This is a genomic window from Parachryseolinea silvisoli (assembly GCF_021190955.1).
Taxonomy (GTDB): domain Bacteria; phylum Bacteroidota; class Bacteroidia; order Cytophagales; family Cyclobacteriaceae; genus Ohtaekwangia; species Ohtaekwangia silvisoli.
This window is the reverse complement of sequence record NZ_JAIOAO010000001.1, coordinates 1-14,565: the sequence shown is the minus strand read 5'-3', so window position 1 is coordinate 14,565 and position 14,565 is coordinate 1. Positions and strand designations below refer to the sequence as shown.

The window sequence follows — 14,565 nt, the reverse complement described above, 5'->3', positions numbered from 1 at the left end:
ACCTTTGTACCGTGAGCTTAGAGGAAAAAATTGCTGCTGTAGAAGGTGTGTTTGAAAAGCTTGACCAGGAAATAGCCTCTTTCCAGGCCTGGTCGGGACTACATTGCGCCTGGGGATGCGGCAAGTGTTGTTATAAGGCCGACATCGAGGCCACCCCCCTGGAATTCCTACCCTTTGCCTACCATCTCTACCAGCAAAACCTGGCACACGATTGGTACGATACACTACGCGACCGCGATACGTCGCTTTGTGTTATTTTGAACCCAACGCAGGCAGGTGCCGGGCTGTGCTCGGAATACAAACATCGCGGACTTATCTGCAGGCTGTTTGGCTACTCTGCCCGAACCAATAAGTACGGACGAAAAGAGCTGGTCACCTGTCAGGTTATCAAAACAGAGCAAGCCGTTCAATACGAGGCGGCGCAGCAAACGGTAGGCGAGGAGGGAGGTCTGCCGGTCATGAACCAATACTACATGCAGTTGCACGGTATTGATTTCGAGTTGACACGCGAATTTTTCCCGATAAACGAAGCCATAAAGAGGGCAATTGAGGTTATATTGCATTACTATGCGTACAGGGAATAAAGCATTGGCCGTAAGATTTTTAGGAGCCGTATTGCTTATCATAACGGCGACCAGCACCTATGCGCAGAGCGATTCTGCCCGTACCGGCCCCTTTGATCGATTCTGGACCCGTTCGCGCATCATTCCAAAGATCGGTGTCGGCGCCCAGGACCGGGCCTTCTTTGAAGGCGGCGTGCAATGGCAGAGCATCTACAAACATCCCCTGACACTGTTCACCAAAGGAGCCTATTGCACAGTCGATGTTTTCGTCGATGATAAAAACCTGCTGCTCGGCCCCAAACTGGGCTATGAGTTTACGGCAGGCATCATTGGCACAGCGGTAGACCTGACCTACTTCATCGATCACAACTACGACAGCGAAGGAAGCAACCGCCGCTCGTTGGTAGCGACACCCAAGATCGGGTTAACCATTCTGGGGTTTGCGGACCTGTTCTATGGATACCAGATCCCATTGTCTGACAAAGAAATCACTACCATCTACCGCAATCGCTTCTCCCTGGTATTCAATCTGAACCGCGATTACTTTAACCTAAAGGGTGCCCCTCGCCGGGTACGCTGATTTTTTGGACCAGACCTGTAACGTTATGAAACGACTACTATTTTCTGCAATGGCCTTTGCCGGCGTGCTGGCAGTAACGGCTATGACTATGATCGATCGCCCCGCCAAAGCGGCCGAAGGCGACGTACAATGGCTGACCCTGGCAGAAGCCATGAAGAAGGCTGAGAAGGAAAAACGCCCCATTTTTGTCGACGTCTACACCGACTGGTGCGGATGGTGCAAGGTGATGGATCGCGAAACGTTCAGCGACCCCAAGGTAGCCCAGCTACTGAATGAAAGATTCTATCCCGTAAAATTTAATGGCGAGCAGAAGGAAGACGTGGTCTTAAACGGGACTACGTACAAGTACGTGGCCAGCGGCCGCAGTGGCTACCACGAACTGGCCGCAGCCTTGCTGAACAACCAGCTTAGCTATCCTACCGTGGTATTTCTGGATGAGAACTTTAATATGATCCAACCCGTACCCGGCTACCGTAAGGCCCCCGAGTTTCACATGATTGCCCAGTACTTTGGTGAAAATCAACACAAGAAAGGTGTGACGTGGAAAGACTGGGAAAAGAGTTACCAATCGCCATATTAATAAGTATAGACAACGGCTAAATAAAAAAGCCTTGGTGCAGCAGCATCAAGGCTTTTTCTTTATAGCGATTGATGTGCAATTAGTCTTTCTTCTGCTCCTTTTTGACCTTCAGGAAATCAACGTAGCCCAACGCTGTGGCAAAGCCTACCAGCACTGCTACAATGGCGATAAAAATATTTGCTCCGTCTCCAATAAACTGTTGAAACATGGTTCTAGTGGTTGTTTACAGAAACAAAGGTATGGCATGCAGGTAAACCGAAAAAGGATTTAGCGTTAAAAAAACTGTAAAATTTCGCTGTTTTGGTACTTCTGTGTTATCTGTGAGGTGCAATCGTTTCCCTCGCAACGGTTGCACCGTACCTACTTCAGCATCTTTTTACGCAGGAACAAGTTCAAACCACCCAACACCGTCAGAACCGCGAGTATGATCAGCACAACCACCAACTGCGTACTGCGTAGCTCCAACCGCGTAATCTCATCCTCAGACTTCAACAGGTCGAGCTCTTTTTCTTTTTCCTGGAAGTCTATCAGCATTTCCATCTGGGCGATCTTGCGGCTGCTCTCCTCGCCGTAGATCTTCTCCCGGGCCTCGTCGTACTTCACATACGTATCGTACGCTTCTTTCCACTGGCCCTGATTGCTATAATTTTCAGAGGCCGTCTTGTAAATGGACGGCAAGTACGAGAAGGCCTGCAGTTCCTGGCACAGCCTGGCGGCCTCGTCCAGGTACACCTGCGCAGGCTTGGGTTGTTTGGCCTTGGTGTACGTAATGCCGAGGTTGATGAGAATGTTCAAGGCGCCCAACGTGTTGTTATTCTGGCGCTCGAGCTGAAGCGCCTTTTCATAATTCTCGACGGCACGTTGATAGTTATTCTGGCGGAAGTATAGGTTGCCGATGTTGGTCAGGGGATCAGCAAAGGCCTGGCCTTTCTTTTCACTTAGTTGATATGCCTGCGAGAAATAGTCCATCGCCTTTTCATACAACTGAATCTCGCTGTGCAGGTTGCCCAGATTGTTCATGGACCCGATGATCTTGTCTTCGTCCTTCAGCTCGATAAAAAGCTTGTAGGACTCCTGCAGGTATTTCATGGCCTGGCCGTAATCCTTCTTCATCGAGTAGATCGTCGCGATGTTGTTGCGCGTAGTGGCGATGCCTTCTTTGTTTTGCAGCGCTTCGTACAAGTGCAGGGAGGTGAGATAGTACTCCAGGGCCTTGTCCAGGGCGCCCTGGGTTTTATAGGCCACGCCCAGGTTGTTGTAGGCCGCGGCCAAACCCTTGCGGTCGTTAATCTCTGTGGCCAGGTTCAGGGCCTCGCGGGCAAAGCCCACCGCCTTGACGGGATTGGTTTGCAAGTGTGCGCGAAACAATTCGTTCAGCGTTTTTACTTTGGCCTCGTTGCGGGGTACAGTATCTAAAATGGCCAGGAGGCTGTCAGGCCCCGCAGTAAACGCAGGAGCGGAAGAAAGCATACAAGTAACGACGACCAGGGCCAGCAAAATCTTGTGGAACATAAGCAGTAAAATACGGCCAAAAGTAGTAAATATTTGGGAGTGGTTATAAACGTCATTTTCACGATCTTCGGCCTATAGCTAAAACCCACGATGATGAAATTCAGAATCCTGATTGTTACCTGCCTCGTGTTAGCCGTTGCAGGCGCCGCCCGGAGCCAATCCGCCGACGAAGCTGCCATTAAGGCTGTCATAACGCAACTGTTTACCGGCATGGAAAAAGGCGACAGCGCCATGGTGCACGCCGCCTTCACGCCAGAAGTTACCATGGCCACCGTCTACCGCGACAAAACCGACGCCCCGGCACTGCGCCGCGAGTCCACCCTCGACGAGTTTCTGAAAGCCGTCGGCACGCCCCACCCGCAAGTGTGGTATGAAGAGGTCTGGAACCTGAAAGTGCAACTGGACGGCGACTTTGCCCAAGCCTGGTGTGACTATGCCTTTTATGCCGGCGATACCTTTAGCCACTGCGGCGTAGACGCATTTCAACTCTTCCGCGACAAATACGGCGCCTGGAAGATCTTTCACCTGGCAGACACGCGGCGCAAAACGGGCTGCAACATCCCCAAAGAGACCGAGCGCAAACATGTCAGAGGTCACCTGGACCTCGGTATAAAAAAGTCGTATGACCTTAATTCAACGCCGGCAGAAAGCCTGCCGTTACCCGGGGCGTTTGGGTATAAACGTTGGAATAGCGGTCGTACAGGCTGGTAATAGAAGTTTGCGTAGCTAAGCTAGAAGATAAGCGGCACGCCCAGGGACACCTGGAGTGTCTGATTGCGGGCGTTAGAGTAGCGATCGTAGACGCTGATAAAACCGCGGCTATACCGAACGTCTATTACAAGATATTTGATGAGCGTCACGCCGCCGCCGATTTGAGCGCCGACATCATATTTCTTATTGACAGGAAGGTCCTGGCCATTTTTCGAAAAGATGCCGTCTTCGAACTCCACCGAGCCGCGGCGCGTGGAAGTGCCTTGACCAATTTGAATCGGCCCAACCAGCGTATAGTCAGTACTGCGGGTGTAATAGTAGTAACCCGCATCGGAACGCACCTGGCCACCAAGGCCCATGCTAAAGGCGGGGCCTGCCACGACAAAGAATGTCATAATCTTACTTTGCGAAGGGAAGTTATAGCGTGCCAGGATCGGCAGCTCCAGGTATTCCAGCGTTACTTCGCCGTCCCCCCATGTCTGAGAGACTCTTTCAGCCGACGCCCCCGGAATACTTTGTATGCTGTTGGTTGAATAATGAGTTTGGGCGCCTTTCCGGATATAGCTAAGCTCGGGCTGCAATGAAAAACGCTCTGAAAACGCAATGTTGACAGCCACACCAATCGTAAAGCCAGTTTTAACTTTCGTTTCCTGCCGGGGCACTTCCTGGAAAGCCGTATTATCGGGTGTCGGAATCGACAGACCAAATTGCATAGGTGGTGTGCTGCTATAGAATTTCCCAATATTGTATCCGTACTGTGTGCCCGGCATGGGCGCGGCACTGTGCGGCATTAACGCCCCTGCGCTGGGCGTCAGCGTGTAATACCCAGGACGGACATCAAAAACGCCTGCATGGTTTGTGATCGTCGATAGCGTCACGCCCATTTTAGGCTGCACAACAACACGCTGGGCGAGCGTAGAAGCGCTTGTGCCAAGTACAATTAGACCAACAAGTAGAAAATAACGTAGCATGGTAGAGTAGATAACAGGGCCTAGTATACTAATTATTTTAATGTCCGTGGCAAAATGTTTTATACATGGGGTATATACGCTGGTTCGCCGATTCACAAGCTCACGCATACACCCGGCACAAGCCTTGTTCTGTTTTTCTCCGCTCTCGCTCTCACACTCCACACTACTCCCTTCGGGTACGCGTTTTTAACTAGATTTCGCAAAACAAATCCACACACGCATGCCCCTACTGGAATTCACGGACCGCGGAATCTATTGCCCACTCGCCGGCGTCTACCTGGACCCCTGGAAGCCGGTAGACCGCGCGCTCATCACCCACGGCCACGCAGACCACGCCCGGCCGGGACACACACACTACTTATGTACAGAAGCCGCTGCCCCCGTAATACGCTACCGCCTGCGCCTGGAAAATAACCTGCAGACCGTAAAGTATGGCGAACCTGTGGTGATTAACGGCGTACACTTTACATTTCACCCCGCCGGCCACATTCCCGGCTCGGCGCAGATCCGGGTAGAGCACCAGGGCGAGGTATGGGTGTTCACCGGCGACTATAAGCTCGAAAACGACGGTGTATCCGAGCCGTTCGAGCTCGTGCGTTGTCATACGTTCATTACCGAATCAACGTTTGGACTACCGGTGTACCGGTGGAAGCCGCAGCAGACCATCATGGACGAGATCAACGGGTGGTGGCGGCAAAACCGTGCGGAAGGCAAAGTGTCTGTCATTGCCGGCTACACGCTCGGCAAGAGCCAGCGCATCATCGGGAACGTCGACACCAGCATTGGCAATATATTTTTACATGGCTCGGTGGATAATATACTCGACATCTTCCGCGCCCAGGGCATGGTCTTGCCCAAGACGCAACGCGTGACGACGCAACACAAAAAGCAGGACTTCGAAGGTTCCCTGGTCATTTGCCCCCCGTCGGCAGTAGGCTCTCCGTGGATCCGCCGGTTTTTACCCTACTCACTGGGCATTGCCTCGGGGTGGATGAGCCTGCGGGGCGCACGCCGCCGGCGTGGAGCCGATCGCGGCTTTGCGCTGTCCGACCACGCAGATTGGGAGAGTCTGAATACCACCGTGCGCGAGACCGGCGCCGAGCGGGTATACGTCACACACGGCTATACCGAGATCTATACCCAATGGCTCCGCGAGCAAGGCCTGGAAGCACATGCTGTAAAGACACACTACGAAGGTGAGCTGAGTGAGATGGTAGAAGGCGAGGAGAAGACCAATCCCGATCCCGTCGAGGAACAGGAGAATACGACGGGAGGGACCGCGACATGAAAAACTTCGCCAACCTGTTCACCGCGCTGGACCAGACCACCAAAACACTTGGCAAGATCGACGCCCTGGTAGACTACTTTCGCCAGGCGCCCGATGCGGACAAGCTGTGGGCCATGGCGTTGCTGTCGCACCGCCGCCCGAAGCGCACCGTCAACACAACGTTGCTTGCGACATGGGCCTCCGCACAAGCCGGCTTACCCCTGTGGTTGTTTGAAGAATCGTACCACGTCGTCGGTGATCTGGCTGAAACCATCACCTTGTTACTCCCGCCACCGCGCACCGCGTCCGACGAATCACTGACCTACTGGATTAACTTTATCCGCGCGCTGGAGCCACTTACGATCGAAGAAAAACGAGCACAGATATACGACGCCTGGAGTCGCCTCGATCACACAGAACGCTTTGTGTTTAATAAACTTATTACCGGCGGCTTTCGCATGGGTGTATCCCAACAGCTGATGGTGAAAGCGCTGGCCAAACATACCGGTACGCGTGAAACCGTACTGGCGCACAAGCTCATGGGCAACTGGACGCCCGATCAAAATACCTTCACCCAACTGCTGGAAGAAGAACAGCACGACATCTCCCGGCCCTATCCATTTTACCTGGCCTATGCGTTGGAAGACGATGTCACCACCCTCGGTACGCCCGAAGAATGGTACGCCGAGCACAAGTGGGACGGCATCCGCGGACAGATCATCGTACGCGATCGCCAGCTCTTTGTTTGGTCACGCGGCGAAGAGCTCGTAACAGACAAGTACCCCGAATATACCGTCATGCTCGACCTGCTGCCCGATGGCACGGTGCTCGACGGCGAAATTTTGCCGTTTCTGGACGATCGCCCATTGTCGTTCAATCACCTGCAGACGCGCATCGGCCGGAAAACACTCAGCACCAAACTGCTGCGCGAAGTGCCGGTTGCTTTTGTTGCCTACGACGTACTGGAGTGGGGGGGCACCGACCTGCGCGAGCGCCCCATGCACGATCGCCGCGCCATACTCGAAACGATCTGCGCACAGTCGCACCCGGTGCTGCGCTTATCGGCGCTGGTAACATTTGCCACGTGGGAAGTCCTTGCCGCTGAACGCCTGCGAGCCCGCGAGCTGGTAAGCGAAGGCATCATGCTCAAACGCAAAACGTCGTCCTACCGCACCGGCCGCCGGCGCGGCGACTGGTGGAAGTGGAAGATCGACCCGCTGACCGTGGATGCGGTGATGATCTATGCCATGCACGGTGCCGGCCGCCGCGCAAACCTTTACACCGACTATACATTTGCCGTATGGGATCAAGGCCAGCTCGTACCCTTCACAAAAGCCTACAGCGGCCTGACCGACGACGAGATCCGCGCGGTAGACCGGTGGATCAAACAAAATACGCTGGAGCGTTTTGGACCCGTACGAAGCGTGAAGCCGGAGCTGGTATTTGAGATCGCCTTCGAAGGCATTGCGAAATCCTCGCGGCACAAATCGGGCATCGCCCTGCGCTTTCCCCGCATCCGCCGTTGGCGCCAGGACAAGCCCGCCGCGGAGGCCGACACCCTCGAAAGTCTCCGCTTGCTACTGGACGAGCGTTAATTGCCGTTTGCATGGATCGGGCTGTATTTCGGTCGCCGGATGGATTAAATTAGAACACCCAACGTTATAATCCCATGGCTCGCCTGCTCCTCACCGTGCTGCTTCTGTTGCCGCTGCTGCCGGCCCTTGCCCAGCAGACACGCGACGAGCTGCGCCGAAGTATCTACTTTGGTGGAGGCAGCTACGAGATCGACGAGTTCCAGGCAGACGCCTTATATCACTGGCTCGACTCCATCCCCGATTTGCTGGAAAAATATCACCTGCAGCTGATCAGTCACACCGACCCAATCGGTGGCCGGGCGTTCAATGAATGGCTTTCCGAAATGCGGGGCGAGGCGGTGCTGCAACTGTTGCTTCAGAAAAATATCCCATCCTACAAGATCAATGTCAAAAACTGGGGGCTTGACAATCCGGTGTATAGCAACGAAACGTACAACGGCATGCAGCTAAACCGGCGGGTGGATGTGATTCTGTATCCCATTATTTACTGAAAATAGGCGCCGGGCAACCCGCCAAAAGCGGGGATGTCTCCGAGTATAGTCCGTGTTAAGCCCGAGTATAGTCCGAGATAAGCCCGTGCTAAAAGCACAGAGACAGCGCGGGGGTATCCCGCGGAACAACTGGAGCGAACCGCTGTCGAGGGGTCATACCCGTATCAAAGCCGTACTGAAAGCGTACAAAAGGCATACATACAGCCTATCAGGCCCATCCCAAGGCCTCCTGTCAACGCACCAACCATGTTCATTTTACCGTCCGATTTAGGACACCATTTTGCACAAGCGGACGCACTTCATGCTGAAAACATCCCTTTTTTGTGCATCTTCCGCTAAAAAGTCCATTGGCACCATTGTTGGCAAAGACCCCGTACCGGTCATAGCGCCCAGGAGCCCGTGGAATCATCCCTGCTCTAACATGTTCTGACCTTTTATACAACACTATGATCAAACTACGCGACATCGACAAGTACGTGGACTCACGTTTCCAGCGCACCTTCATTCTGAAGAGCGTCAACCTGGATGTACAACAAGGAGAATTCCTCACCCTTATGGGCCCCAGCGGCGCGGGGAAGTCCACGCTGATGAACATCATCGGCATGCTCGACGAGCCCTCGGCCGGCGAGTACTTTTTCTTTGATGAGCCCGTACACCGCATGAAGGAGAAACAGAAATCCGACATGCATAAAAATTACATCGGCTTTATTTTCCAGGCCTATCACCTCATCGATGAGCTGACGGTCTACGAAAACATCGAGACGCCGCTATTGTACAAAGGCGTGAGCGGCAGCCAGCGCAAAAGCATGGTGGCCGAAATGTTGGACCGGTTTAACATGGTCGCCAAAAAAGACTTGTTTCCCGAGCAGCTCAGCGGTGGCCAGCAACAGCTGGTCGGTATTGCACGGGCTATCGTCGGACAACCCAAGTTGCTGTTGGCCGATGAGCCGACGGGTAACCTGCACTCCGACCAGGGCAAGCAGATCATGGAAATATTCCAGAAGCTCAATGAAGAAGGCATCACCATCATCCAGGTAACACACTCGGAAGAGAACGCGCGCTACGGCAAACGTATCGTGAAAGTGGCCGACGGCACGATCGTGTCGGATGAGAAGGTGATGGTAGGAGCATAACGCTTAAGAACTATACAAGAACTATGAAGAGGATCGTTGCAATAGGTTGGTTTAGCTGCCTGGTGATAGTGGCCCAGGCGCAGGAGGCGTCTACCACACAGGTGCCGGCCCAGTTGTCGTATAAAGAGGCACTGAAGATTGCTATCAAAAATAACGTCACGCTCAATCAGGAGAAGAACAACCTGGAGCTGAGCGAGGCAGTGCGCGCCAACCGCATCGCGCAGCTGGCGCCCACGATTAATGGCACACTTACCGCCTCCCGCATTCATGGTAACTTCTTCAACAACAACGAAGGCCAGGTGATGAATGGCGTGACCGACCAAATGAACGGCAGTATTGACGCGAACATGATGCTCTTCAACAGCTTTAATCGTATTTATACAATCCGGCAATCCAGCGACCTGCTCAGGGCGCAGACCAGTCTGGTCAAGCGCACGGAGCAGCAGGTGATCAGTGATGTGTCGTCTCAGTATCTGCAAGTGCTGCTGGACCAGGAGTTAATGAAGATTGCCGAGCGCAACATCGAATTGCTCAAGACCCAGCTGGACCAGATCAAAGGACAGGTAGAGCTGGGTGCCAAAGCCGAGGTAGATGGGATAACACAAGACGCGTTGGTAAAAGGCGCTGAGCTTGCGTTCCTGCGTGCCCGTGTCACCCTGCGCAATGACAAGGCGCTGCTTTCGCAGACTATGCTGATCGATGCCGCGGCAGACTTTGCACTGGAAGATCCACAGTGGGATGCCAATTTTATGGCGTCGCTTGATCAAGACCTTAATCAGCTTTATGCTACGGCGAAAGCAAACCGCGAAGACTACAAACAGTCGTTGTATACGGAGAACGCTGCGCTGAATTTTGTTCGTGCCTCGCGGGGTGCATATTATCCCAACCTCATCGCCTTTGCAGGGTATGGCTCTGCTTACAACAAGCTGCGTGGCACGGATGTGGTTGGCTTTCGCGACCAGTTCTATGATGATAATACAAAATTGCAATACGGGCTGCAGCTGAGTATTCCGATTTTCAACAACCTGAATAATCGGCTTACGATGCAGCGTCAACGGGTGGCGTATGACAATGCCCGATTAACCAAAAGTAATATTGAGAACACGGTTAAGATCGATGTACAAAGGGCTTACCTGAACTTCCAGGATGCGATTGCCGCCTATCAGGCTGCGGAGGTGCAACTGCACGCAGCAGAGATGTCGTATAACCTCGAAACGGAGCGTTACAACCTGGGCATTACCGACCTGGTGCAATACACGCAATCCAACCAGAACTACGTCAAGGCACAGGGCGATTTTGCCCAGGCCAAATTCACCATCTCCTTCCAAAAGATCCTGCTGGATTTTGCAGTCGGCACGCTGAAACTGGAGGACATTCCATAATCTCAGCAACAAATCGTTCTACTGAAGCCCTTCTGGTATCCCCGGAAGGGCTTTTGTTTGATGCCGCGGCCGGCCCGCGGATTTGCCGACCGGGCTTCCATTTTGCTGTTATTCAGCCTTTTCGTATCTTTGCAGCCCTGCTCAAAAGAGCGGGTCTTTCAAGCGGTCGCTTGAAAGGAGTAAACAAACAAAAGTGTGTCCGCCCGCCCGCCGGATGCATGTAAATAGGGCAAACGCATGTCAAAAGTACAACGCCCGGGTGGTGATCGCCCCAGAAAACCTACAGGAGCTTCCAGCGACGCTTCGAAAGGAACATCTAAAGCAAAAGGATCAAAAGTCGACGCTGATGACGAAGATCCGATGGCAGACCTCCGCTCTGCGCAACGCGAGGATATCGGCACCGACGCCATCCCGCTTTCTGAACTGAAGAAAGCAAAATACGAAAAGCAGATTCCCGGCCAATTCGACTTCGAAGCATTCGCTTCTAAAGGTTTTGGTGAAGGATACTCAAAAGAGAAGCGCGAGGAAATGGTACAAATGTACTCTGGCACCGTGACCTCTGTGGACACAGGTGAAGTAGTACAAGGTGTAGTCGTAGGGATCAATGACCGCGACGTGATCCTGAACATCGGCTTCAAGTCAGACGGTCTCGTGCCGCTGGCTGAATTCAAAGAAATGACCAACCTGAAAATTGGTGACGTTGTTGACCTCTTCATCGAAGAGCGTGAAAACGCTATGGGTCAGCTCGTACTGAGCCGCAGAAAAGCGAAGCTCGTGAAGGGTTGGGAGTATGTACAAACCGCCCTGGACAAAGACCAGGTGATCGAAGGTTTTGTAAAACGCAGAACCAAAGGTGGTCTGATCGTCGACGTATTCGGCATCGAGGCTTTCTTGCCTGGTTCGCAAATCGACGTGAAGCCTATTCGCGATTTCGATATCTATGTAAATAAGAACATCGAGGTGAAAGTTGTGAAAATCAACTACACCAACGACAACGTAGTAGTATCGCACAAAGTGCTGATCGAGAAAGATCTCGAGCAGCAGAAGGCAGCGATCCTCACCAACCTCGAAAAAGGTCAGGTACTCGAAGGTGTCATCAAGAATATGACAAACTTCGGTGTATTCATCGACCTGGGTGGTGTAGACGGTCTGCTCCACATTACCGATATCAGCTGGGGTCGCATCAACCACCCGGAAGAGGTGTTGAAGCTCGACCAGACGGTGAAGGTAGTAGTACTGGATTTCGACGAAGACAAGAAACGTATTTCCCTGGGCATGAAGCAACTGACGCCTCACCCGTGGGATGCACTGCCGGCCGAAATTCAAGTTGGCTCGAAAGTGAAGGGCAAGATCGTGAACGTAGCCGACTACGGCGCATTCCTCGAACTGCAGCCCGGCGTGGAAGGTCTGATCCACGTAAGCGAAATGAGCTGGTCACAACACCTGCGCAACCCGCAAGACTTCATGAAAGTTGGCGACGAGGTTGAAGCAGTAGTCCTGACTCTCGACCGCGACGAGCGCAAGATGTCACTCGGCATCAAGCAACTCACCGAAGATCCTTGGACACGCCAGGATGTACTGACGAAGTACGCTGTAGGCACCAAGCACAAAGGCATCGTGCGCAACCTGACAAACTTCGGCCTGTTCATCGAACTGGAAGAAGGTATCGACGGCCTCGTGCACGTATCTGACCTGAGCTGGACCAAGAAGATCAAACATCCTTCTGAGTTCGTGAAGGTAAGTGAGACCATGGAAGTACAAGTGCTCGAGCTCGATGCTGCTAACCGCCGGTTGGCCCTCAGCCACAAGCACCTGGAAGAAAACCCTTGGGATACATTCGAGACAGTATTTACTATTGGCTCAGTTCACAAAGGCACAATCATCAACAAGAACGACAAAGGCGCAGTGCTCGAGTTACCGTACGGTATCGAAGGCTTTGCCGCTATTAAAAACCTGGCCAAAGAAGATAACTCTAAGGCAGAGGTTGGCGAGTCACTGGACTTCAAAGTGCTCGAGTTCTCGAAAGATGACAGAAGAATCGTATTGTCGCACAAAGCAACCTGGTCTGCAGAGGAAGAACGCCCTGTAGCCGGTGGCAAACAAGGTGGCCAGGGCGGCGGCAACAAGAAAGCTCCTGCAAAAGGTGCTTCGATCCAGTCGATCAACCAGCAGAATGAAAAGTCTACGCTGGGCGACCTCGAAGCGCTGAGCGCCTTGAAAGAAAAAATGCAAGGCGGCGAAGGCAAAGCTGAATAAGCTTACGCTAACAATGTATACCGAAAAGGTGGCTCCCAAAGAGCCACCTTTTTTTGTTTATAGCGCCGCACCACATAGTATAGCACATAAAAAACACGTGGTATCAACCTAAGATTCTGATGGACCCCGCCTGCGGCATTTACTGTACACGCTCTCCGTACAGGTATGACCGACTGCCATCGCGCGCTTCTGATTTTGTCGCGGCGTCGTAGCCAATGGCGAAGGTCGCCGGGTTGGCGCCTTCGAGCAGCACAAATTGTTGGCCCTTGCCCTTGTAATTTCCGAAGAAATAGACGTGATCTTTATCCTTGCCGTAGCTGCGCTCCAATGTCGTGAAGGTCGCCGGATCAGCGCCCGCTGCACGTACCAGGGGCTCATCCTGCATAACAAAGAGCATATACACACTGTTCTTGTCGCGGCAGAAACGTTCGTATTCGCCTTCTATCACGGTAAAGCTGGAAAGGTCTACAGGGGTCTCCGATCGTTTGTTGTAGATATAAAGCACGTTTCCGTCCGTAGCAATGCCTTCTCCTAAAAATCGGAACGTACGGGGATCGACGCCTGCCAGTACCTGATCGGAGTAATAGACGTGCGAAGCGTCTTTATTATACAGTCCGGCCATCCGCTCGAAGCTTGCAGGATCACACCCGGGAATCAGCTTGCCGTTATAGTAGATGTGATTTTTATCCCGCCAGAATATTCGCGTGCCGGTGTCGGCAACAATCAGGGACGTATCCGGTGGTGTTTCCGTTACAGGTCCGAAGGATGCAGGATCCGCTTCCGGTACCGGATCGCCATGGTAAAAAACCGTAGTTTTATCGATCGCATACTGGTTGTCGGTCAGGATCTTGAATGATTGAGCATCGGCATGACGCATGCGTTTACCGTCATGGTACACGGCATCGGCAGAAGCAAAATACCCGTTATTGGATATGCCCCGTCCGGCATTCCAGAGCATCCCCGGCAGACCGTACAGCAGGATCACAATCAGCCACACTGCCGTTACTGCGATCAGCCATCCCGTTACATTCATTCCAAAATACCGCAGTCCCAGGATCTTGATGAGCCCGAATACTACAATAGGGTACCCCAGGATGGCCATGGTAAACAACAGCGATCCGCGATTGTTACGTATCCCTTCGGCGACAATCATCATAGGCGACATCATCAGAACACCACCCCAGAAAATAAGAAGAACCGTGACGATAATATTGATAGAGATGTTCATAGATCTGTAGAAAGGGGCTTTTAACCAATGGTTGCCCGGAATGAGCGTTTATTGAATTTCAATGGGCCTCTAAATGTAACCCGATCGCGTTCAACAGGAATGGATAGAAATGAAAAACAATCAACTCGTTGATTATGAGTGTTTTGGATGTCCCGAACGGATTCGAACTGCTGTAGGAGGAAAAATTATTAAGCAGAGCCCTGGCTCTGCAAAAGCTCCGTTTAGAAACAGAAAAGGCCGACTTAATAAGTCAGCCTTTAGGAGGTCCCGAGCGGATTCGAACCGCTGTAGGAGGA

General features: G+C 52.6%; 14 protein-coding genes. 10 read left to right on the top strand and 4 right to left on the bottom strand.

The genetic code is table 11. The annotated features are described in order from the left end of the window. The first annotated feature begins 11 nt into the window (after positions 1-11). From K7P01_RS00070 to K7P01_RS00060, 3 genes are read left to right on the top strand one after another with little or no spacing between them, the layout of a single operon-like run. The gene (locus K7P01_RS00070; protein WP_267288576.1) at positions 12-584 is read left to right on the top strand and encodes a YkgJ family cysteine cluster protein; all 573 of its coding nucleotides are present in this window, start codon (positions 12-14) and stop codon (positions 582-584) included. Then, positions 568-1,143, top strand: a complete 576-nt coding sequence (locus tag K7P01_RS00065; protein ID WP_267288575.1) for a hypothetical protein — start codon at positions 568-570, stop codon at positions 1,141-1,143. Before K7P01_RS00070 ends, K7P01_RS00065 begins: the two co-directional genes overlap by 17 nt. 25 nt (positions 1,144-1,168) lie before the next feature. After that, a complete protein-coding gene (locus tag K7P01_RS00060) occupies positions 1,169-1,723 on the top strand; it encodes a thioredoxin family protein (RefSeq protein WP_267288574.1) in 555 nt (184 codons plus the stop codon). A gap of 79 nt (positions 1,724-1,802) precedes the next feature. On the opposite strand, the gene K7P01_RS00055 is transcribed toward K7P01_RS00060, so the two are convergent. Together K7P01_RS00055 and K7P01_RS00050 are read right to left on the bottom strand one after the other, a co-directional pair. Further along, entirely contained in the window at positions 1,803-1,931 is a 129-nt protein-coding gene (locus tag K7P01_RS00055; RefSeq protein WP_267288573.1) for a hypothetical protein, read from the bottom strand. 152 nt (positions 1,932-2,083) lie between these two features. Next, positions 2,084-3,235: a tetratricopeptide repeat protein gene (locus tag K7P01_RS00050; RefSeq protein ID WP_267288572.1), complete on the bottom strand. Its 1,152-nt coding sequence runs from the start codon at positions 3,233-3,235 to the stop codon at positions 2,084-2,086. Positions 3,236-3,325: 90 nt separating this feature from the next. Between K7P01_RS00050 and K7P01_RS00045 the strand changes: the two genes are divergently transcribed. After that, entirely contained in the window at positions 3,326-3,946 is a 621-nt protein-coding gene (locus tag K7P01_RS00045) for a nuclear transport factor 2 family protein (RefSeq protein ID WP_267288571.1), read from the top strand. 20 nt (positions 3,947-3,966) lie between these two features. Here the strand turns inward: K7P01_RS00045 and K7P01_RS00040 are convergent, their stop codons facing one another. Next, on the bottom strand, positions 3,967-4,917 hold the full coding sequence (locus K7P01_RS00040) for a porin family protein (protein WP_267288570.1): 951 nt from the start codon (positions 4,915-4,917) through the stop codon (positions 3,967-3,969). A gap of 220 nt (positions 4,918-5,137) precedes the next feature. Between K7P01_RS00040 and K7P01_RS00035 the strand changes: the two genes are divergently transcribed. From K7P01_RS00035 to rpsA, 6 genes are all read left to right on the top strand, one after another. Beyond that, positions 5,138-6,205: a ligase-associated DNA damage response exonuclease gene (locus tag K7P01_RS00035; RefSeq protein WP_267288569.1), complete on the top strand. Its 1,068-nt coding sequence runs from the start codon at positions 5,138-5,140 to the stop codon at positions 6,203-6,205. After that, positions 6,202-7,779, top strand: coding sequence for an ATP-dependent DNA ligase (locus K7P01_RS00030; RefSeq protein WP_267288568.1), 1,578 nt, complete (start codon positions 6,202-6,204; stop codon positions 7,777-7,779). Before K7P01_RS00035 ends, K7P01_RS00030 begins: the two co-directional genes overlap by 4 nt. A gap of 74 nt (positions 7,780-7,853) precedes the next feature. Then, positions 7,854-8,270 carry an OmpA family protein gene (locus K7P01_RS00025; protein ID WP_267288567.1) on the top strand — a complete coding sequence of 139 codons (417 nt, stop codon included), beginning with the start codon at positions 7,854-7,856 and terminating at the stop codon, positions 8,268-8,270. A gap of 446 nt (positions 8,271-8,716) precedes the next feature. Continuing rightward, complete coding sequence (locus K7P01_RS00020; RefSeq protein WP_267288566.1) at positions 8,717-9,403, top strand: ABC transporter ATP-binding protein; 687 nt, start codon at positions 8,717-8,719, stop codon at positions 9,401-9,403. Positions 9,404-9,426: 23 nt separating this feature from the next. Further along, on the top strand, positions 9,427-10,785 hold the full coding sequence (locus K7P01_RS00015; RefSeq protein ID WP_267288565.1) for a TolC family protein: 1,359 nt from the start codon (positions 9,427-9,429) through the stop codon (positions 10,783-10,785). Positions 10,786-11,022: 237 nt separating this feature from the next. Continuing rightward, positions 11,023-13,041 (top strand): 30S ribosomal protein S1, encoded by a 2,019-nt coding sequence (gene rpsA, locus K7P01_RS00010; protein ID WP_267288564.1) that lies wholly within the window; start codon positions 11,023-11,025, stop codon positions 13,039-13,041. 139 nt (positions 13,042-13,180) lie between these two features. Here the strand turns inward: rpsA and K7P01_RS00005 are convergent, their stop codons facing one another. After that, entirely contained in the window at positions 13,181-14,269 is a 1,089-nt protein-coding gene (locus tag K7P01_RS00005; RefSeq protein WP_267288563.1) for a DKNYY domain-containing protein, read from the bottom strand. Between the last annotated feature and the right edge of the window lie 296 nt (positions 14,270-14,565).